21 protein-coding genes and 1 pseudogene are annotated in these 18498 nt (G+C 32.9%); 17 read left to right on the plus strand and 5 right to left on the minus strand.

Annotated features, from left to right (window positions below; translation table 11 throughout):
• Window positions 1-96: 96 nt before the first annotated feature.
• The 5 genes and pseudogenes from FDY99_RS13525 to FDY99_RS13545 all read left to right on the plus strand — a co-directional run bounded on the left by FDY99_RS13525 (window position 97) and on the right by FDY99_RS13545 (window position 4122).
• Window positions 97-861 (plus strand): DUF4241 domain-containing protein, encoded by a 765-nt coding sequence (locus FDY99_RS13525; RefSeq protein WP_139422188.1) that lies wholly within the window; start codon window positions 97-99, stop codon window positions 859-861.
• Entirely contained in the window at window positions 861-1550 is a 690-nt protein-coding gene (locus tag FDY99_RS13530) for an SMUG2 DNA glycosylase family protein (RefSeq protein ID WP_139422190.1), read from the plus strand. The genes FDY99_RS13525 and FDY99_RS13530 overlap by 1 nt, the downstream gene beginning before the upstream one ends.
• A gap of 159 nt (window positions 1551-1709) precedes the next feature.
• Window positions 1710-2173 (plus strand): annotated as a pseudogene (gene tnpA, locus FDY99_RS23755) (IS200/IS605 family transposase).
• Between the two features lie 113 nt (window positions 2174-2286).
• Window positions 2287-3051, plus strand: coding sequence for a methyltransferase domain-containing protein (locus tag FDY99_RS13540; protein ID WP_139422191.1), 765 nt, complete (start codon window positions 2287-2289; stop codon window positions 3049-3051).
• 306 nt (window positions 3052-3357) lie between these two features.
• Window positions 3358-4122: an enoyl-CoA hydratase/isomerase family protein gene (locus tag FDY99_RS13545; protein WP_139422193.1), complete on the plus strand. Its 765-nt coding sequence runs from the start codon at window positions 3358-3360 to the stop codon at window positions 4120-4122.
• 27 nt (window positions 4123-4149) lie between these two features.
• Here the strand turns inward: FDY99_RS13545 and FDY99_RS13550 are convergent, their stop codons facing one another.
• Together FDY99_RS13550 and FDY99_RS13555 are read right to left on the minus strand one after the other, a co-directional pair.
• Complete coding sequence (locus FDY99_RS13550; protein ID WP_139422195.1) at window positions 4150-4692, minus strand: GNAT family N-acetyltransferase; 543 nt, start codon at window positions 4690-4692, stop codon at window positions 4150-4152.
• A gap of 110 nt (window positions 4693-4802) precedes the next feature.
• Window positions 4803-6404, minus strand: coding sequence for a class I SAM-dependent methyltransferase (locus tag FDY99_RS13555; RefSeq protein ID WP_139422197.1), 1602 nt, complete (start codon window positions 6402-6404; stop codon window positions 4803-4805).
• A 102-nt stretch (window positions 6405-6506) separates the two neighbouring features.
• Between FDY99_RS13555 and FDY99_RS13560 the strand changes: the two genes are divergently transcribed.
• The 8 genes from FDY99_RS13560 to FDY99_RS13595 all read left to right on the plus strand — a co-directional run bounded on the left by FDY99_RS13560 (window position 6507) and on the right by FDY99_RS13595 (window position 12124).
• Complete coding sequence (locus FDY99_RS13560; RefSeq protein WP_139422199.1) at window positions 6507-7124, plus strand: hypothetical protein; 618 nt, start codon at window positions 6507-6509, stop codon at window positions 7122-7124.
• 209 nt (window positions 7125-7333) lie between these two features.
• Window positions 7334-7624, plus strand: a complete 291-nt coding sequence (locus tag FDY99_RS13565) for a winged helix-turn-helix domain-containing protein (RefSeq protein WP_066675991.1) — start codon at window positions 7334-7336, stop codon at window positions 7622-7624.
• A gap of 68 nt (window positions 7625-7692) precedes the next feature.
• The gene (locus FDY99_RS13570; protein ID WP_228448794.1) at window positions 7693-7983 is read left to right on the plus strand and encodes a hypothetical protein; all 291 of its coding nucleotides are present in this window, start codon (window positions 7693-7695) and stop codon (window positions 7981-7983) included.
• A 19-nt stretch (window positions 7984-8002) separates the two neighbouring features.
• Window positions 8003-8851, plus strand: a complete 849-nt coding sequence (locus tag FDY99_RS13575; RefSeq protein WP_139422201.1) for a metallophosphoesterase — start codon at window positions 8003-8005, stop codon at window positions 8849-8851.
• 283 nt (window positions 8852-9134) lie between these two features.
• Complete coding sequence (locus FDY99_RS13580) at window positions 9135-9620, plus strand: Coq4 family protein (RefSeq protein ID WP_102981171.1); 486 nt, start codon at window positions 9135-9137, stop codon at window positions 9618-9620.
• Window positions 9621-9660: 40 nt separating this feature from the next.
• Window positions 9661-11034 (plus strand): DUF4153 domain-containing protein, encoded by a 1374-nt coding sequence (locus FDY99_RS13585; protein WP_139422203.1) that lies wholly within the window; start codon window positions 9661-9663, stop codon window positions 11032-11034.
• A 6-nt stretch (window positions 11035-11040) separates the two neighbouring features.
• Window positions 11041-11565, plus strand: a complete 525-nt coding sequence (locus FDY99_RS13590; RefSeq protein ID WP_139422205.1) for a hypothetical protein — start codon at window positions 11041-11043, stop codon at window positions 11563-11565.
• A 43-nt stretch (window positions 11566-11608) separates the two neighbouring features.
• The gene (locus FDY99_RS13595; RefSeq protein WP_074231952.1) at window positions 11609-12124 is read left to right on the plus strand and encodes a hypothetical protein; all 516 of its coding nucleotides are present in this window, start codon (window positions 11609-11611) and stop codon (window positions 12122-12124) included.
• A gap of 515 nt (window positions 12125-12639) precedes the next feature.
• On the opposite strand, the gene FDY99_RS13600 is transcribed toward FDY99_RS13595, so the two are convergent.
• From FDY99_RS13600 to FDY99_RS13610, 3 genes are all read right to left on the minus strand, one after another.
• Window positions 12640-13053 carry a hypothetical protein gene (locus tag FDY99_RS13600; RefSeq protein ID WP_139422206.1) on the minus strand — a complete coding sequence of 138 codons (414 nt, stop codon included), beginning with the start codon at window positions 13051-13053 and terminating at the stop codon, window positions 12640-12642.
• Between the two features lie 210 nt (window positions 13054-13263).
• Window positions 13264-13713, minus strand: a complete 450-nt coding sequence (dtd, locus tag FDY99_RS13605) for a D-aminoacyl-tRNA deacylase (RefSeq protein WP_139422209.1) — start codon at window positions 13711-13713, stop codon at window positions 13264-13266.
• Window positions 13713-14171, minus strand: a complete 459-nt coding sequence (locus FDY99_RS13610) for a hypothetical protein (RefSeq protein WP_102981166.1) — start codon at window positions 14169-14171, stop codon at window positions 13713-13715. Before FDY99_RS13610 ends, dtd begins: the two co-directional genes overlap by 1 nt.
• Before the next feature lie 109 nt (window positions 14172-14280).
• Here FDY99_RS13610 and greA point away from each other — a divergent pair, with 109 nt between their 5' ends.
• The 4 genes from greA (at window position 14281) to FDY99_RS13630 (ending at window position 18494) form a co-directional block, all read left to right on the plus strand.
• Window positions 14281-14751: a transcription elongation factor GreA gene (gene greA, locus FDY99_RS13615; RefSeq protein ID WP_074231949.1), complete on the plus strand. Its 471-nt coding sequence runs from the start codon at window positions 14281-14283 to the stop codon at window positions 14749-14751.
• A 20-nt stretch (window positions 14752-14771) separates the two neighbouring features.
• Window positions 14772-15161: an HIT family protein gene (locus FDY99_RS13620; RefSeq protein WP_139422210.1), complete on the plus strand. Its 390-nt coding sequence runs from the start codon at window positions 14772-14774 to the stop codon at window positions 15159-15161.
• Between the two features lie 66 nt (window positions 15162-15227).
• A complete protein-coding gene (gene clpX, locus FDY99_RS13625) occupies window positions 15228-16415 on the plus strand; it encodes an ATP-dependent Clp protease ATP-binding subunit ClpX (protein WP_139422212.1) in 1188 nt (395 codons plus the stop codon).
• Between the two features lie 75 nt (window positions 16416-16490).
• The gene (locus FDY99_RS13630; RefSeq protein ID WP_139422214.1) at window positions 16491-18494 is read left to right on the plus strand and encodes a T9SS type A sorting domain-containing protein; all 2004 of its coding nucleotides are present in this window, start codon (window positions 16491-16493) and stop codon (window positions 18492-18494) included.
• The last annotated feature ends 4 nt before the right edge of the window (window positions 18495-18498 follow it).

Below are 18498 nucleotides of genomic sequence, written 5' to 3' on the forward strand. Positions count from 1 at the left end.
TTTTTATAATCTTTTGTTAAAACACATTCCAGATTTCATGCCTTAATTTTTATTCATTATTTTCAAACTTAAAATCAATTCAAAAAATATTTTATTATGAAAGAAAACTGGATGCAGAAATATGCAGAAGTAAAACATATTCTTACTTGCCCCACAGATTTGGAATCATACTTCACGTTAGAAGAAATTGCAGGTGAAAAAATGGAAGTTATGGAAATAGGAAATGTTTCTTTGCCTTCCGGAAAAGTTGTGGTGAGAGATCCTTTGGTTTTTCTGAATTCAAAACAAAAACCGTATTTTATTGAAACTCCAAAAGGAAATTTTCCGGTAACGATTGCTGTGGTGAAATCTGAAGATTGGGGTGATAGGTACGCTGCTGTAAAAGTTAAATTTACTGATGAAAAGCCAGTTCTTTATCAGGAAGCTTTAATTGGAAATGAAAATTTGGATGGAGTAAAAGAAGATGATTTTTTTGGATTTCATGTTGATGCCGGATTAGGTTGCATTGCAGATGCAGAAGCGCTTCCTGAATTTGATAAATTTATTGCTGATTTGAACGTAGATAATATTTATGACGATTATTTTGCAGAATTGTTTGCTCAGAGCTATAAAGAAAACCCAAACAATCAAAGAAATGCAGGAGATTGGATTAACTGGACGATTCCAAATACAACATTTCAAATTCCCATGTTTGCAAGCGGTTTTGGTGATGGATCTTATCCTGTGTATTTTGCTTACGATGCAAATGGAGAAATCTGTGGCCTATACATTCAGTTCATTGATATCGAATTGGCTTTAAGTGATGATGACGATGAGGAAGGCGAAAATGATCAGCCACAAAATTTTGTTTTTCTGAACTAATGAATGCAACTTTTGCTGATAAAGTCATAGAATTTAATCGGAATTTACAGTATTCCGGAAAGTTACCGAAAGATTTTCAGGTTCTGAATCCGTATTTAGATAATCCTGGAACAATGGTTGTCATGGAAAAGTTTTATCATAAATATTACAACGATTCAAATCAAAGAAAATTTTTAATTGGAATTAACCCGAGTCGTCATGGAGCAGGAGTTACCGGAGTTCCGTTCACCGATACAAAACGTTTGGAAAGTGTCTGCGGAATTAAAATGGAATCTGCTTATACGCATGAAATTTCTTCAGTTTTTATTTATGATATGATTGCTGCTTATGGAGGAGCGGATGAATTTTACAGAGATATTTATATCAATTCTCCATTTCCGTTGGCGATTGTAAGAAAATCAAAAGGAAACTGGATTAATGCGAATTATTACGACGATAATGAACTTTTCAATGATGTAAAAGATTTTATGATTGATTCTTTGAAAAAACACATCAGTTTAAATCTTGATACTTCCGAAGTTTTTATTTTAGGGAAAAAGAATGCCGATTTTATTTCAAAACTAAATCAGGAAGCTCATCTGTTTGAAAAAATGACCGTTTTAGAACATCCGAGATATATTCAGCAGTACAAATCCAAAGAAAAAGATTTGTATATTGATAAGTATATTTTAGCTTTAAAGAACAAATAAATTATTGGTTTAAAAATCCTAAGAATTTTTTTTGAAGTGAACATTGTTCTCTAAGGAATTTATCGCAGAATGGCGCATTCCGTAGGAATGCAATCTGTGTAGAAAAGATAATGATTAGCAATTAGGCGTTCCGTAGGAACGCTATCTAAAAAGTGAAAAATGCCAAACACATACACACAAATTTATATTCAACTTGTCTTTGCCACAAAACGTAGAGACAATAAAATTATAAATTCTGTTCGTGATGAAATTGAAAAATATATTTGTGGTATTTTCAATAATAAAGGGCAAAAAGTTTTGGCTATTTATGCGAATCCGGATCATGTTCACATCTTTTTTAGTTATAAAAATTTACAAATTACTATCTCAGATCTGGTGAAAACCGTCAAACAGAATCAACAAATTTTATCAATGAAAAAAAGCTATGTCTAAATCACTTTGGGTGGCAACAAGGCTATGGTGCATTTTCTTACGCAAAAAGTCAGAAAGAGCAAGTTGTAAATTATATTTTAAACCAAGAATTACATCATAAAAAGAAAACTTTTAAAGAAGAATATATAGAATTTTTAAATGCTTTTGAAATTGAATTTCAGGAACAATATTTGTTTGAATTTTACGATTAGAAATTAGAGATAGCGTTCTTACGGAACGCGCCCTCATCACACCATCCATTGCTACACAGATAGGATTCCTACGGAATCCGCCTTTACAATTTAACCAAATAAAAATAAAAAATATGCCCTGGAATCCTGAAGTTTACAACCAATTTAAAAATATCCGTTATCAACCTTTTTTCGATTTGATGAATTTAATTTCATCTGATAATCTCAAGAAAGCAATCGACATCGGTTGCGGAACGGGTGAACAAACTCATATACTTTCAGAAAAATTTGAAGATGCAGAATTTTTAGGAATTGATTCTTCTGCGGAAATGCTTCAGAAATCTTTAGAATTTAAAAATGAAAATTTAAATTTTAAGCAAAAAACGGTTGAGGAATTATACGATTCAGAAGAAAAATGGGACTTGATTTTTAGCAATGCAGCTTTGCAATGGTCAGATGATCACAAAAAATTATTTTCCAAGCAGCTTTCTTTATTAAGTGAGAAAGGGCAATTTGCTGTTCAAATGCCGATTCAATCAGAGAATATACTTAATCAAATTTTGTTTCAGCTTGCTTCGGAAGAACCTTACAAAACACAACTTCAACATTGGAACAGGGTTTCTCCGGTTTTAAGTCTGGATGAATATGCTAAAATGATGTTTGATGCCGGATTGAAAGATTTAAATATTTCTATAAAAGTATATCCAATTATTGCTGATAATGCAGAACAACTATTCCAGTTTATTTCGGGTTCAGCTTTGATTCCGTATTTGGAAAGATTGAATGAAGAAAATAAAGAAAAATTTATCATCGAATATAAAAAGCGTATTGCTGAAAAATTTGAAACATTTCCTGCAATTTACGCATTTAAAAGAATGCTGCTTTACGGAAAAAAATAAATGAAGCTTTTTCTGAAAAAATTAATTCCCCGAAGAACGGGGAATTTCATTTATGCCTAGAATCGTTTGTTGAAAGCTTATAGCATAATAAAAGCTTTCATGGGAATTAGTTTGATAACTTTTTTATCTATCACAAAATAACGGATTTCGGTTAGAGCAAAATAGAGTATAAATACGGTATTTAAAAATCAGTATTTTTACTGATGGAGTTTTAATTTAAATATTTTTAGAACTAAAAATTAGAACATTAGTTTTCTCAAAAGTCCTTTATTTAGTACTTTTGTATAAATCGAATATAGACTAAAAATGAGTGATTTTGTAACATCAGAAATTAAAAATAATATTGCCGAAATTACTTTCGGAACAGCAAAAAGTAATGCTCTTCCCGGAGCAATTCTCGAAAAATTAGCGGAAACAATTTTAGAAGAAGGGGCTAAAAAAGAAGTAAAAGCAATTCTTGTAAAAAGTGAGGGTGAAAAAGCATTCTGCGCTGGTGCAAGTTTTGATGAGCTTTTGGCAATTGAAGAACTGGAAGCATCTACCAAATTTTTCGGAGGTTTTGCCAAAGTTTTAAATGCAATGAGAAATTGCGGAAAAATTGTAGTGGTAAGAGTTCAGGGGAAAACTACCGGTGGCGGAGTAGGATTGGCTTGTGGTGCAGATTACTGTTTTGCAACCAAAGATTCTGCTTTGGCTTTAACTGAAATTAATTTGGGAATCGGACCTTTTGTAATCGGACCTTACGTAGAAAGAAAAATCGGAAAATCTCAGTTTTCGGCAATGGCAATTGATGCAGATTTCAGATCAGCAGATTGGGCAGAGCAACATAATATTTATCATTCTGTTTCAGAAAACATTGCTGAGATGGATTCTAAATTGGAGAAATTCTTAAATACTCTAGCAACAAGAAGTGAAGATGCTTTAGCTTTAATTAAAAAAGTTTCTTGGGAAGGAACAGAACATTTCAACGAATTGATGCCTGCAAGAATTCATATGAGTGCAAGTTTAATTCTCGAAGATTCTGCTAAGAAAAATATTGCGGCAATTAAAGAAAGATTAAGAGCAAAATAAAAAATAAGCGTTGAGACTTTCAACGCTTTATTTTTTGTATTCGGATTGCAATAAAGAATATAATACGGAATCTTCAAAAATTCCATCCACCAAATAATGTCCACGAAGGTTTCCCTCTCTGGTAAAGCCAAAATAATCTAACAATTTTTTTGAAGGGGTATTGTTCTCATCAATCAAAGCTTCAATTCTGTTGAGCTGCATTTCTTCAAAGCCAAACTCAAGCACTTTTTCAACAGCTTCTTTCATAAAACCTTTGTTTTTAAATTCATCAGCATTTAATGCATAACCAATTTCTGCGCGATAATGTTGAGGATTCCAGGTATGAAAGCCACAATTTCCAATAATTACTGAGCTCTGCTTTTCTACAATCTGAAAGTTCAACATTTTTCGATTGTAAGATTGATAACCTTGTTGATGGATTTTTTTCTGTCGGTCAAAATCTTCATCAGTTGTAATGCCTAGTATTTTCTTAATTTCGTCATCATTATTCAATTCAAAAATTTGATTCATTGTTTCAGAATCTAATTTTTGAATCAGAAGACGTTCTGTTTCTATTGTTTCAAATTTCATTTTTTTCGTTTAAATAATTATTTTCTCGAAGATTGTGCAAATTTAGCAGATATAAAACAGTAAAATGAAATCTGCTTAATCAAAAAAATCTGCGTGAGATGTATTGAAATTTAGCTTTTCAATAAATTAATTGAAACCGTTGCCAACTCAGAATTTGGGAATTTTTTGAATAATTCTTTATCAATATTCAATCCTGTTTCTAAGCAAATCTTTTTAAAAACATCAACTTCCAAAATATATTGATCAGAAAAACCATGCGTCGCTTCATACGCTGTTGCCGGAGTTTTTCCTAAATTTTCGCTTGTCAGTTTAGAATCTAAAGCGTGAAGTTCAATAATTAAAAGTCCATTTTTTCTGATGTACGGAAGCCAAAGTTCCAAATGTTCTTTCAGGCTTTCTTCCACCAAATTATTCGGAAGCCTTTTTCCTCGATAAGCAAACGCTCCGGTTGAAGTGCTGATTCTTGTAGGATGACTGTTCTCCGGAACCTTCCAAACTCTGTTATGATCTAAAAATGTTCTGATATTCAGTAAATCTGAAAGATCAATTTCATAATTTTCTTTTAAATCATCGGCTAATTGTTTAGGATTTCCAATGTCACCCCAAATTACTTTTGCCCAAATATCGTTGTTAATCAGGTTGGCCCTGGTTACTTTCAAAGCAGCTTGGTTGTAATCTGCACCTACCAAAAACAAAGGATATTCTTCGAGCATTTTCCCACGAATTGTATATCTTTCTATGGTTTCGAATATGTGTTGAATGAAAGCGCCATTTCCGCAACCCATATCTAAAACACCTTTCGGCTGAAGATGGATAGGCTGATTGAAGATCTGAATAATAAAATCATTCGCCACCTTAAAATAATTGGAATGCGAACCGCCACTTCCCCAAACATTCATCGCACGGTCAACATGAATTTCGTCTTCACCATCTGAAATTTCTCTTATTTTTGAAGCATCACCAAATAAAAGATCATTCATTTTATTGAGCAACGGAAGGTAAGAAACCGTAACTCCGTACGACGGAGCTCTTTTGGCAAAATAAATTCCGGTTTCGGTAAATTTATAATTATCGCCAGTCTTTTTAAACCAACCCAAATAAGCCAGGAAGTCTAGTATCACTTCAAAATTTTCCGAATTTTTATGAAACTCTGCTGCCTGAAATGAAGTCTCCATAAAGTATTTATGAAACATTCCTGTCATTCCGAGATAAACAATCACCGGACCAATGATGCAGCCTTCAATATGTTTTAAAATCTGTTTCTGAATTTTTTTTTCTTCCGTATCATCAGAAAGCTGAATTCCAAAATGATCTTTCACAGAATCGCTCAATCGTGTAAATTCTTCAATAAATGAATTTTCGTTGATCTGATTTTTAATATCCGTAGAATGTTTTAAAAAAGAAATTACCTTAAGGTATAGCAAACTGTATTTTTGCAGAAACTGAGTTTTGCTATTAGCTGAAAATGATATTCGATCAGTCTCGTTATCGACCTCATAATCTAAAAAACCTTGCGATGCCAAAGCCCGAATCGCGACATTCAAATACCCTTCGTTGGCTTTCAACTCTTCAGAAAGTCCGCTCAAAGACATTTTTTGTCGCTCAATAACCAAAGCAATGATTTCTTTTTTCATCAACGAAGCTACGATAGGTGCTGTAACAACACCATCCAAATGCTTGAATATTTCTGAGCGCAAAGTTTCTTTGTCCATACAATACGTTTTTTTAAAGTTAAGAATTTGAATAAAATATTTCAATAAAAGTTTTGTTATTTGAAAATTAAATATAACTTTGTAATTCAAAGTTCTTTTTATATGGAATCAAAAAACTATCACGAAGACTTATCGCACATTCGTTCTATGATGGAACGATCTTCAAGGTTTATTTCATTAAGTGGATTATCCGGAGTTGTTGCTGGTTTAGCGGCAATACTTGGTGCTGCTTATGTTTATTATGTTTTTGAAAGGGAAGGGCTCAATTATTTTGATGGTGACAGAATCACTTTCAGTAAAAGTATGATCAATGAATTGGTCATTACCGGAACTGTGATTTTGGTGGTTGCCGTCTTAAGTGGATATTTTTTTACAGCCAATAAAAGTAAAAAGAAAGGTTTGAAAATCTGGGATGCGACAACTAAAAGACTTTTGTTTACCTTTGCAATCCCTTTAGTGACGGGTGGATTTGTTTGTTTGGGCTTGTTGTACCATCATCTTTTTTCATTGGTTGCTCCGGCTACTTTGATTTTTTACGGATTGGCGTTGGTAAATGCAGAACGATATACTTTAACAGATATAAAATATTTAGGATATTGTCAGATTGGTTTAGGATTGATTTCTTTGTTTTTTTTAGGATGGGGATTAGTCGCATGGACCTTTGGTTTTGGGGTTTTGCATATTGTATATGGTTTGATTATGCATAAGAAGTATAAATAAACATGAGTTTATGATTTCTAAATATAGGCTGATTAAAATAATAATTCTAGTTTTTAGCTTTATTATTATAAGCGCTCTTTTATTTTTTTTCATGAATTTATATAATGTGTTTAAAGTAATGTTTGAGTTTATCAATCATTAAATGAAGTCTAAATAATAATTTTTTAAAACTAAAAACGTTTTTAGCTGATTAACAAAAATACTAAGCAATGATTAACATCAGTCAACTCAACAAAGAATTCGAAAGCCGTGTAAGATTGGGCATTATGTCCGTTCTTATGGTTAACGATTGGGTTGATTTTTCTGAAATGAAAAACCTTCTTGAGATTACAGACGGAAATATGGCAAGTCACAGCAATGCATTAGAAAAAGCCAATTATATTGAAGTGAAAAAAGAATTTGTAGGCAAAAAACCTAAGACTTCATATCGTGTAACGCAATCGGGAAGAATTGCATTTACCGAACATCTTGATGCATTAGAAAAATTAATAGGCAGATAAAGTCTATATTTTTTTGAAAATTTACTTTGAAATACAAAGTACTTTAAATAAATAAAATTAAAAATATTATGATGACACAAAAACAAAAAACAACAATGATTTATTCTGTACCTGCTCTAATAATGGGTGTTGCGGTACTTGGAAATCTATTTTCTAAAGAATTCAGCTGGTCTTCCTCCGATTTTCTTATTGCAGGAATTCTCTTATTTGGTACAGCTCTTATCATCGATTTGATTCGTAGGATTGTAAAAAACAGAACCTATAAAATTCTCTTATGCGTTGTGGTTTTGTTTGTGCTGATTCTTACCTGGGTAGAGCTTGCAGTGGGACTTTTCGGGACACCTTTTGCCGGAAGTTAATTTTGATTTTTTTGAAATAATGACTAGGAAAAAATTTCTAAAAAGACTTTTACAGCTTTCAGTAGTTGGAGCTTTACCTTTTCTCTATTCTTGGCAGATTGAGCCTTTTTGGGTTGAATTTGTAGAACGGAAACTTCCCATTAAAAATTTACCTGAAGAATTAGAAGGAAAGATTTTGATGCAGATCTCGGATCTACACGTTGGAAACAGATTCGACTGGAATTTTTTGATTGAATCTTTCGAAAAAGCTCAAGAATTCGATCCGGATTTTGTGGTGTACACCGGCGATTATGTGAATCATGGTACAGAAGAAGATCATAAAAATTTAGAAAAAGTAATGGCAAAAGCGGTTTATGGAAAGCTGGGAACTTTCGGAATTCTTGGAAATCATGACTACGGAAAAAACTGGAAAGATTTGGGTTCTTCAGAAGAGATTTATCGCATTCTTCAAAACAATGGCGTCACCATGCTTAAAAATGAGCAAACAGAATCTCATGGCTTAAATATTATCGGTTTCGATGATTTGTGGTCGCCCAATTTTGATCCCATGAAAGTGATGAAATATTATAATCCTGAAAAAGCTAATCTTGTACTTTGTCATAATCCCGATGTTTGCGACAAAGATGTCTGGAACGGTTATCAAGGCTGGATTTTAAGTGGTCATACTCACGGTGGACAATGCCGAATTCCGGGAGTCATTACGCCAATTCTTCCGGTGGAAAACAGAAAATATGTTTCCGGAGAAATTGATTTAAAAGACGGAAGAATGTTGTACATCAACCGGGCTTTAGGACATTCTTATCAGGTACGTTTTATGGTGCGTCCGGAAATAACGGTTTTTAAGCTTGAACGTGATGAAGAAGTTTAAACTAAATAATGTCGCATTAGTTTATTTCGGCATTAGTTGGTTGATTGGAATTATAATTATTTTATTGAAAGTATTTGAAACACAGGATGAGCTTGCATATATCTTATTGTTTTTATGCGCATTCAATTTAATTATAAATCTCTTTTCGATATTGTTTCTCTTTGTTTTCTATTATGTATTTCCAGAAAATAGAATAGAATTTAAAAATTCGGCAGTTATGTTATTTTTCAATTTCCCAATTTTATTTCTTGTCTACATACTTTTAATAATAACATAAATAACTATGAAAAAAATACGTGTACAATTCCTCCTTTTCGTCTACGACAAAACACAAAAACTCTACAGAAAATATTTCAAAAAGAAAAAAAGACAATGGCAGTTTAATGAAAAACAATTGCTGGAATTTCACAAAGATTCTTTAGGCAGAAAACTCGGTGAATTTTATAAAAAGCATGGTTTTACAATGATTCCTAAAATGGAAAACCACGACGTACATCATTTATTAACAGGTTGCGGAACCAATTTCGAAGACGAAATCGCAATGCAGTTTTTGCTTCTTGGAAACGGAAAGCTCAATGCTCATCTTTTGGCAGCGGTGGTTTTAGGAAGCATTATCCTTCCGGAATATCATAAAATGTATCGTAATGCTTACCAAAAAGGAAGAAGTATGAGAGCATTTCACCACATCGATTTTGAATCTTTATTGTGGCAGAATTTTGAAAATATTCAGGATTTTTTCAAGCAAAAAGAAACTCCTGTTTTCTATTAATCTTAGACTCAACTTTAACCTTAACCTTAATCTCAAACTCATGAAAACACATCACTATATATTTCTTAGCACCATCGCATTTATCGTTTTGTTTTATAACGAAGATGTAGGTCTGAATCTTGGTATTTTAGGCGTTTTGTACTCAGTTTTAACGCTTATTAAAACCCCGGAAAGAAACCGCAGCAAAACTTTCTTTCTCCTTTTTGCGGCAGGAATTTCGTCGAGTATTGCTTTTGCATGGTTCGCCGATTTTAGCTCGTTTCTGGCATTAGTCGTTTCACTTTTGCTGCTTTCTTTCCGGTCAAGAAACAGAAGAATGAAAAGTCTTTTTCTTGTTCCTGTATTTGTGATCAATTTTTTTACATTCATTTGTCGGGTTTTTAGCTTTGGCGATTGGTTGCCCAAAAAAAATATTCCGAATCTGTTTCAGAAAATATTTGCTTTCGTCATTGTTCCTTTAATTTTTGTATTGGTATTTTTCGGTATTTATGCAGGAGTGAGCGACCATTTTGCAGGAGTTTTTAACGAATATGAGTTCGATTTTGATTTTTGGCAGATTTTTAGGCTTAGTATTTTTGGGTTTTTCATCGCTTTTAATTTCTGGAACTTTGCAGTTGAAAAGTTTCTATATAAGCAACATCATTTTCTTGATAACAATTTTCAGAAAAATGAGCAAACTCCGAAATCTACTTTTTCTTTTCTTGATCTCGATACAGAACGAATGAGTGGAGTAATTTCTTTGGTATTGCTAAATATTCTGCTTGTTTTCTTTATTGTAATTTACAACTACGAACAGTTTTATGAGGTAACAAAAACTCCGAATCAACTCTCTGAGGAAACTCATGAACGAGTAGTTTCACTCATATTTTCTATTATTATGGTGATTTTGGTAATGATGTTTTATTTTAAATCGGCATTTAATTTTGATTCTAAATCTGGTTTATTAAGGTTGCTTGCCAAAGTTTGGCTTTTCTTAAATGTAGTTTTAATTTTTTCGGCAATGTTGACAAATACAGAATACATTACAAGCTATGGCTTTACCTACAAAAGACTTGGTGTTTACGCTTTTCTGCTTTTATCATTGATTGGTTTGGTTCTTACCTTTTACAAAATTCAGTTTAAAAAGAAAAACGCATTTCTTTTCAACTCGATGAGCTGGTGTTTTTATGGAATGGTTTTAGTATGCAGTTTTATAAATTGGGGAGGGATTATTACCTCTCAAAATATGAAACGTCCCGATTTTGTGGTCGATTATCATATCAACTCGATTAATTTTAATGAAAAATATCTTTTAAAATATGCTGAGGAGAAAAACGATGTTGACCTTAAAAAAAAGATTTTAGAAAAAACTAAGTTAGGTATTTCGCCAACGTTTTTATCTAAAATCCTTTATTATGAAACTATTCAAAAATAAATTGTTATGAAAAATTCAGTTTTATTAGCAAGTCTTTTATTGATTGTGTCATGTAAAAAAGCAGTTCCTTCACAGGAAAATAAGGCAGATTCGGTGATTGTTTCTGAGCAGTCTTCAAATGCTTTACAAGTTGATTCTACTAATGCTAAAGTAAAAAATGACACCTTACAATCAGTAAATACAAAATCTGATGAGAATGTAAGCAAGAAAAATGGCGAAACCGTAAAATTGGTTGACGGCGAGAAACTTCCTTCTACCTTAGAATGTGAATTTACAGATAAAATTCAAAAAGTAGTTGTGAGAATTGCAAACTACAAGAAAGATCAGTTGAAAGCGAACATTATTCCTGAAAATAATAATATGAATATTCGTTTTAATCAAATTAAAACACCTGACGGAAAATACGACGGACCTTTTGGAAGAGAAATTTCTTATAAAATTTTAGGTAAAGGTGAAGTTTGGCTTATCATCGGAAAAAATCTAATGGCAGATGGTGATAATGTGGGTCGTTTTTCTGTAAGAATAGAATAAATTGGTATAGTTTATGCAAATGTAATTTTCAAATTTTAATATTATGAAAAATATATTTTCATTAGCAATAGTATCATCCATCGCTTTGACGAGTTGTGGTGCGGTACAGTCGATTGTACAAAATACATTTCCGTACACAACCAATGTTTTGGTATCTACAGGAGTTCCTGCAGATAAAGAAGTTTCTTCTACTGCCACTGCATCCAATGTGCAGACTTGGGTGGGCGGAAACAACAATGCGCAGATTAAAGATGTAAGAATTTCAGATGCTAAAATTTCTGTAGCTTCACCAAGTGGCGGCAATCTAAGCGCTTTGAAATCTATAAAAATCTATATCTCCTCAAATGGAACCGGTGAAAAATTAGTCGCTTCAAGATCGGCTATTGATACCAATTCATCAAGTTTAAATTTAGATTTAAATAATGATACAGGTTTTCTTGATTCTGTAGTAAAAAGTTCAGGCTTAACAGTAAGAACGGTTTATGAACTTAAAAATCAGACAAGCTCTGATATGAATCTGAAAGTTGCATTAAACTTTAGCAGCGTTCCGGTAAGATAAACGTTTTAACATAAACATCAAAAGCTTTCTTAGATTGTAAGAAAGCTTTTGTCATATAAAGAATTTGTGTTACCTAATTTTGTAAATTGAGATACTTGCTTCAACAACATTCGCTACGTCTGCAGTTAATACAGCGGATCTATTTACCCCGAATTGAATTTGATCACCAGCAGTTAGACTGTAAACGTGACTTATCTGAGTTTGAGTTATACTTACTGTAAGAATAAGTGCAACACTGACGCCTCCAAATGTTTGGGATTCTAAAATGGCGGGCGTGCTTGATCCAAAAGGAGTTCTGGTTATTACTACACCCGAACTAGTAAGTAGACTTACATTGGCTCCCGAACCTTCTTTATAACTATAATTAATCTGATATAAACCAGTGGATGGCACGGTGTATATCCCAGCATTCATAGCTGTAGACGGAACTTGAACAGTTGTGGTACCTGCACTTCCGGTTGATGTAGTAGCTGATAAACTGAGAAGCTTTTGACCACTTGCTCCAAGTGTTAGTCCTAATAAATTAAAACTACTAGTAAATTTTGCAGAATAGGCACATCACCGGCAGTGCCGCTACTTGCCGTAGTTGGTAACTTAAACCAAAGACCTGGATTTCCACTTGAATTATTAGTAACGGCATCGTAAATAAATAAACCATCACTTGTAACACCATTTGTTTTGGGGCCTGTCGTTGTTGCTGGACTTGTTACATAAACAATCGCTCCGTTTTGAGCTGCTGTGTAGGCGGCTTCTTTTAATCTAAGGGAATCTCCGGAAATTCTTGGAGGAATAATACCGTCTGCAAAAGTAAGCTCAGGTCTTTTTTGAACATGTAATGTCGATTTGGGATTACTTGTATTAATACCCACTTGTGCATTTATATTGTAACCCATTATAAAAAGGATTACAAGAAGATAGCAGTTTTTCATAGTTATTTAGTTTTGGTTACATAAAGGTAAACAAAAAAAACACTATGAATTCAAAAAAAAATAGTTATTAATGTTAATTTTTAAACATATCCGTATTTATACGGATTATTTGAGGGTTTTGTTGCGGTTTTGTTGTTGATTTTATAGTTTGCTTCTATTGAATGATAGAAATTTATTAGAAATAGACAATTATTGTGTAGTTAGGGATTATTATTGTTTTGTAAGACTATCCATTACAATCGTTACAGGTCCGTCGTTCGTTAACGAAACTTTCATATCTGCTCCGAAAATTCCACTTTCAATTCTTAAATCTGATTTGGAGAGTTCTTCCTTGAAATACTCGAAAAGCGGAATGGCTTTATCAGGTTTTGCTGCTTTTATAAATGATGGGCGATTGCCTTTTTTGTAATCTGCAATTAAAGTAAATTGACTGATGCACAAAATCTCTCCCTTAATATCCTTAATAGATAAGTTGAGTTTGTCGTTTTCGTCGCCAAAAATTCTAAGGTTTAATATTTTCTGTACAAGCCAGTCAGCATCTGTCTTTTCGTCGCTTTCGTCAATCCCGATCAGAAGCATAAAGCCGGTTTTTATTTTCCCAACAACATTTCCGCCTACTTTTACAGAGGCTTCAGAAACTCTTTGTATTACTGCTTTCATTAATTATATAAACTTAAATTTTTTGTTGCGGCGTCATAGTTCCAAAAATAAGTTTTAGGAGGAAGATTAGCCACAGCAGTTGGCTGTCCGGTTATCAGAATCCATGTGGCATTATCTTTTGGGCAAAAAATACTGGTGCCGTTTTTTATTTCTAAAGTAGTATTGGTGTCGGGACAAAGATGAGGTGCATTTCTATCATAAACTTTAAACGTAGCAGGATTGTCGACGGTTCTCACAACAATTAATCCTCTTGTTCCGGATTGCTGTTCGTCGATGTAAATTGGCTGTCCCACAAAGTTAAGGTTGTTATAAGCTGCAAGGTTCAGATTTAAATTTACATTGATTGTAGAATTAGGAAAACAACTTACAGTATCTTCACGGCTGCTGCAAGAATTTATATTTAAAAAACTGAATATCAGAAAGGTGAGAATTGTAAGGGTTGAAAAAGTTTTTTTCATTTGAATATAAATTTTTATATATTTGTAAAACAATAACGATTAATAAACAAAAACATTGTCCGGCAAATGTCGGATAATTTTTTTTATACTAAAACTAAAATAAAATATTATGGCAAGCTATGTAACCAAGGAAGGTTTAGATAAAATGAAAGCCGAGCTTGAACAATTAGAAAAAATTGAGAGACCAAAAATCACTCAACAGATTGCAGAAGCAAGAGATAAAGGCGACTTGTCTGAAAACGCAGAATATGATGCAGCCAAAGAGGCGCAAGGAATGTTGGAAATGAGAATTTCTAAACTAAAAGACGTTGTGACTACTTCTAAAATAATTGATGAAACACAATTGGATACTTCTAAAGTTTCAATTCTTACAACAATAAAACTTTTGAATAACGATACGAAAAAAGAGCAGGTTTTCACTTTGGTTCCCGATAATGAAAGTGACTTGAAGTCTGGAAAGATTTCTGTAAACACACCTATTGCAAAAGGTTTACTAGGTAAAGTAGTTGGCGAAACTGCAGAGATTGTTCTTCCAAACGGTAACAAATTGTCTTTTCAGGTTTTAGACATAACTTTGTAAACTGAATTTAAATTTTAAATATGAGTTCAATTTTCACAAAAATCATCAACGGAGAAATTCCTGCTTATAAAATTGCAGAAGATGAAAACTTTGTAGCATTCCTAGATGCAATGCCTTTGGTAAAAGGTCACACTTTGGTAATTCCTAAAAAAGAAGTAGATCTTATTTTTGACATGGAAAGCGAAGAATACAAAAATCTTTGGGCTTTTGCACAAACGGTTGCTAAAAAAGTGAAAAATGCAATCCCTTGTATAAGAGTGGGTGTTGCAGTTGTGGGGTTAGAAGTTCCTCATGCTCATATTCATTTGATCCCATTGAATAAAATGGAGGATATGAATTTCAGAAACGAAAGACTGAAACTTTCTGCGGAAGAATATTCCGAAATTCAAAATTCAATAATTAATTCTTAACAATAATAGAAGGTCGTAAAAAAGAAATTTTTTACGATTTTCTTTAATAATATACTTTATATAGAGATGAATTCAAACCAATGTTCTTTCTGTGGTAAGAAAAGAAATGAAGTACAAATGCTGATTTCTGGGCAGAATGGTTTTATTTGTGAAAACTGCATTGAGCAGGCGCATTCAATTGTAAAAGATACAGTTTCACCAGCGGGATTTTCACCGGCTGAATCTATTGACGAACTTAAAAAACCAAAACAAATAAAAGAGTTTTTAAATAAATACGTGATCGGGCAGGATCAGGCAAAAAAACAGCTTTCAATTGCGGTATACAATCATTATAAAAGATTGCTCCATGCAAAAGACGAAAACAGGGAAGTAGAGCTTGAGAAATCAAACATTATAATGATTGGTGAAACAGGAACTGGAAAAACGCTTTTGGCAAAAACTATTGCCAAAGAACTTAATGTTCCTTTCTGTATTGTTGATGCAACTATTTTAACGGAAGCAGGATATGTGGGCGAAGATGTTGAAAGTATTCTTTCAAGACTTTTGATGGTTGCAGATTATGATGTAGAAAAAGCAGAAAAAGGAATTGTTTTTATTGATGAGATTGATAAAATTGCCAGAAAATCTGATAATCCGAGTCTTACGAGAGATGTTTCTGGTGAAGGTGTTCAACAAGGTTTGTTGAAGCTTTTAGAGGGAAGCATCGTGAATGTTCCTCCACAAGGGGGAAGAAAGCATCCTGATCAAAAATATATCCAGGTAAATACACAAAATATTTTATTTATTGCAGGAGGTGCTTTTGATGGTATTAAAGAGATCATCGAAAGAAGAATGAATAAGCAGGCGATTGGTTTCAGTGCTGAAAAGATCAATAATGTAGAAGAAGATGAATATGTTTTAACAAATATTAATGCAATCGATCTTCGTTCATTTGGATTAATTCCTGAGCTTTTAGGAAGATTTCCAATTATCACTTATCTCGAAAAGTTAACTAAAGAGACAATGATAAGAATTATGAAAGAACCTAAAAATTCTATTATCAACCAATTTGTGGAACTTTTTAAAATGGACGGCACAAAATTGGTATTCACGGACGAAGCTGTAGAAATGATTGTTGACGAAACTATGGAGAAAGGTTTGGGCGCTAGAGGCTTACGAGGAACTACTGAAAAAGTATTAGAAGACTACATGTTTACGGTAGGAGAGCAGGATGAGATTGTTCTTACAAAAGATAATATTTTGATTATTAAGTGATTTTACTTTTTTTTTAGAAAAAAGTCATATCTTTACAGCGAATATTTTTTTTAACACAAAAAACAATATACGACAATGAAAAAAAATTTATTAACTATAGGGCTTTTAGCTATAAGTCTTTCTGTTCAGGCGCAGAATATACTTATGCATGTTGATACTGCAGCTAAAATGTATGTAAGCCAAGGTACATTAGTATATAACGGAGGTGGTTTGCAAATGAAAGCTACTGGCAGCATTGAAAATCATGGTAACTTCATGGTGGTTGGAACTAGTACGGACTCTTTCAAAACTATTAATGCATCAGACGATAATAAGTTGGAAGCTGATGGTGGTGGGAATTTTGTAAATAAGCTTAATCAAGAAAATAATTTTGCTTTACATAACATTCCAGATGATTTATCAACTCCTGCTGTAGATGAATCTAAAAGATATACATATGGTCAGTTATATATATCTGGGATTCCGCAAGGTAACATTACTGGTATTGTAGATCAAGAGTATAGACAGATAAGGCAAGGAGATTATCAACAAATGGGAATTCCATTTTATGACAAAACAATTTCCACTCTGAGTGCTGAATTAGGTAAGACGTTTAATACAACGAGGTATTCAAAAAACGAAATTTTGTTTTACGACAATTTTGCGGCAGTATCAAAATCAGTAACCAGTTTAAACTCTAAATTTGGAACTTCATTACCGTCAACTACATATTTAATGATAGGAGGGTTAGGATTAGATGCAAACACGCAAACTAGAACAATAAAAGGAAGACCTTTTTCAGATAGTGATGTAAATTTAACTTTAAATTTACACGATGGTGGTGCTGGTGCTAATTTTGGTAACGGAGGCTACGGAGTGAATCAGTATAATGAATATTATAATTCATATTTGCATGATCCTTATGAAATAGGTTCAGGTGGTCAGTATTGGGCTGGGGATTTTGGTAAAAATATATATCAGTTCTCAAATCCGTTTCTTACTAATCTTGATTTGAGAAATATTGCCTATTCTGAAAATACAGGCACAACCGATAATAATAATTTGAGTCAATTATATGCAGTAAGAGTAGAGCCTTCAGGTGTACAGTATACTTCTTCTAGTGGTAGTGGTAGTACAGGTACATATAAAAGTATTACTTTTAATGCTGGAGCACCTACTGGTGATGTAGATTATGTAATGATTAGACCCTTCGGAACTTTTGTTATGAAATTAAATGATAACGTAACGGGGCCCGATAAAGCATTTGATTTTAGATCTCTAAGAAGATTTAATTATTTACCAAGAACTGAGTCTACAAATTATAATGTTGCAGCTGCAAAAAATACTACTACAGGAACCGTTAAACAATTAGGAATAATTGCACTTGATGGTGATGGCAATGAGGTAGGTAGAACTTATTATGTGGTTTATCCTAATGGTACTACTGGTCATTCTGCAGATTCTAAGACACAGATTGTAGGGTATTCTACAGATTTAATAAATACCTATGAAGAGGCACCTAATGGAGGGTACGACATGAATTATACAAACTCTTATTGGTTATATATTAATGAAGCAAATGAGACTAATTTTTTAGGAAAAAATATTAAATTGGTAAATTATGATTTAAACCGAGCTAAATCATATAAATTTGAAGTTAGAGAAAATGCTGTATTGGTGGCAAATGGAACTCACCAATTGTCTACCGGGATTGGTTTCTACTATAAAGCACAAAATGGAACTTTACAGCCGATTAATCAAGGGGCAACTACAAGTGTCACCCATGCAGAATATGATCTTTACTATGGTGAGCCAAGCTCAAGCTCTGTATTGAATACAGAAAATGTTAATACAAAACCATCGCGTACGGTTGTTGTTTATAATCCTGAAATAACAAATTATATTGTGAGATTTGATCCTAACTGGAAAAAAGCTGATATTCAGGTTTATGATATGAGTGGTAAGTTAATTATTTCTAAAAAAGATGTTAGCGCTTCAAAAGATTTTGTAATTGAACTGGATGGTTCTATTAAAAATTCTTATTTAGTGAAAATAGTTGCTGACAGCGGTGAAATGGTTAATACAAAAATACTTAAATAGCAAA

The sequence above is a fragment of the Chryseobacterium mulctrae genome, from assembly GCF_006175945.1.
Lineage (GTDB): Bacteria > Bacteroidota > Bacteroidia > Flavobacteriales > Weeksellaceae > Chryseobacterium > Chryseobacterium mulctrae.

What these genes read in the sequence shown, in the direction of transcription:
- FDY99_RS13565 (WP_066675991.1), top strand. Translation starts at nt 7,334, where the DNA reads ATGATTAACATCAGTCAACTCAACAAAGAATTCGAAAGCCGTGTAAGA.
- greA (WP_074231949.1), top strand. Translation starts at nt 14,281, where the DNA reads ATGGCAAGCTATGTAACCAAGGAAGGTTTAGATAAAATGAAAGCCGAG.
- FDY99_RS13525 (WP_139422188.1), top strand. Translation starts at nt 97, where the DNA reads ATGAAAGAAAACTGGATGCAGAAATATGCAGAAGTAAAACATATTCTT.
- FDY99_RS13530 (WP_139422190.1), top strand. Translation starts at nt 861, where the DNA reads ATGAATGCAACTTTTGCTGATAAAGTCATAGAATTTAATCGGAATTTA.
- FDY99_RS13560 (WP_139422199.1), top strand. Translation starts at nt 6,507, where the DNA reads ATGGAATCAAAAAACTATCACGAAGACTTATCGCACATTCGTTCTATG.
- FDY99_RS13545 (WP_139422193.1), top strand. Translation starts at nt 3,358, where the DNA reads ATGAGTGATTTTGTAACATCAGAAATTAAAAATAATATTGCCGAAATT.
- FDY99_RS13570 (WP_228448794.1), top strand. Translation starts at nt 7,693, where the DNA reads ATGATGACACAAAAACAAAAAACAACAATGATTTATTCTGTACCTGCT.
- clpX (WP_139422212.1), top strand. Translation starts at nt 15,228, where the DNA reads ATGAATTCAAACCAATGTTCTTTCTGTGGTAAGAAAAGAAATGAAGTA.
- FDY99_RS13600 (WP_139422206.1), bottom strand. Translation starts at nt 13,053, where the DNA reads ATGAAAAACTGCTATCTTCTTGTAATCCTTTTTATAATGGGTTACAAT.
- FDY99_RS13550 (WP_139422195.1), bottom strand. Translation starts at nt 4,692, where the DNA reads ATGAAATTTGAAACAATAGAAACAGAACGTCTTCTGATTCAAAAATTA.
- FDY99_RS13590 (WP_139422205.1), top strand. Translation starts at nt 11,041, where the DNA reads ATGAAAAATTCAGTTTTATTAGCAAGTCTTTTATTGATTGTGTCATGT.
- FDY99_RS13610 (WP_102981166.1), bottom strand. Translation starts at nt 14,171, where the DNA reads ATGAAAAAAACTTTTTCAACCCTTACAATTCTCACCTTTCTGATATTC.
- dtd (WP_139422209.1), bottom strand. Translation starts at nt 13,713, where the DNA reads ATGAAAGCAGTAATACAAAGAGTTTCTGAAGCCTCTGTAAAAGTAGGC.
- FDY99_RS13585 (WP_139422203.1), top strand. Translation starts at nt 9,661, where the DNA reads ATGAAAACACATCACTATATATTTCTTAGCACCATCGCATTTATCGTT.
- FDY99_RS13555 (WP_139422197.1), bottom strand. Translation starts at nt 6,404, where the DNA reads ATGGACAAAGAAACTTTGCGCTCAGAAATATTCAAGCATTTGGATGGT.
- FDY99_RS13575 (WP_139422201.1), top strand. Translation starts at nt 8,003, where the DNA reads ATGACTAGGAAAAAATTTCTAAAAAGACTTTTACAGCTTTCAGTAGTT.
- FDY99_RS13630 (WP_139422214.1), top strand. Translation starts at nt 16,491, where the DNA reads ATGAAAAAAAATTTATTAACTATAGGGCTTTTAGCTATAAGTCTTTCT.
- FDY99_RS13540 (WP_139422191.1), top strand. Translation starts at nt 2,287, where the DNA reads ATGCCCTGGAATCCTGAAGTTTACAACCAATTTAAAAATATCCGTTAT.
- FDY99_RS13595 (WP_074231952.1), top strand. Translation starts at nt 11,609, where the DNA reads ATGAAAAATATATTTTCATTAGCAATAGTATCATCCATCGCTTTGACG.
- FDY99_RS13580 (WP_102981171.1), top strand. Translation starts at nt 9,135, where the DNA reads ATGAAAAAAATACGTGTACAATTCCTCCTTTTCGTCTACGACAAAACA.
- FDY99_RS13620 (WP_139422210.1), top strand. Translation starts at nt 14,772, where the DNA reads ATGAGTTCAATTTTCACAAAAATCATCAACGGAGAAATTCCTGCTTAT.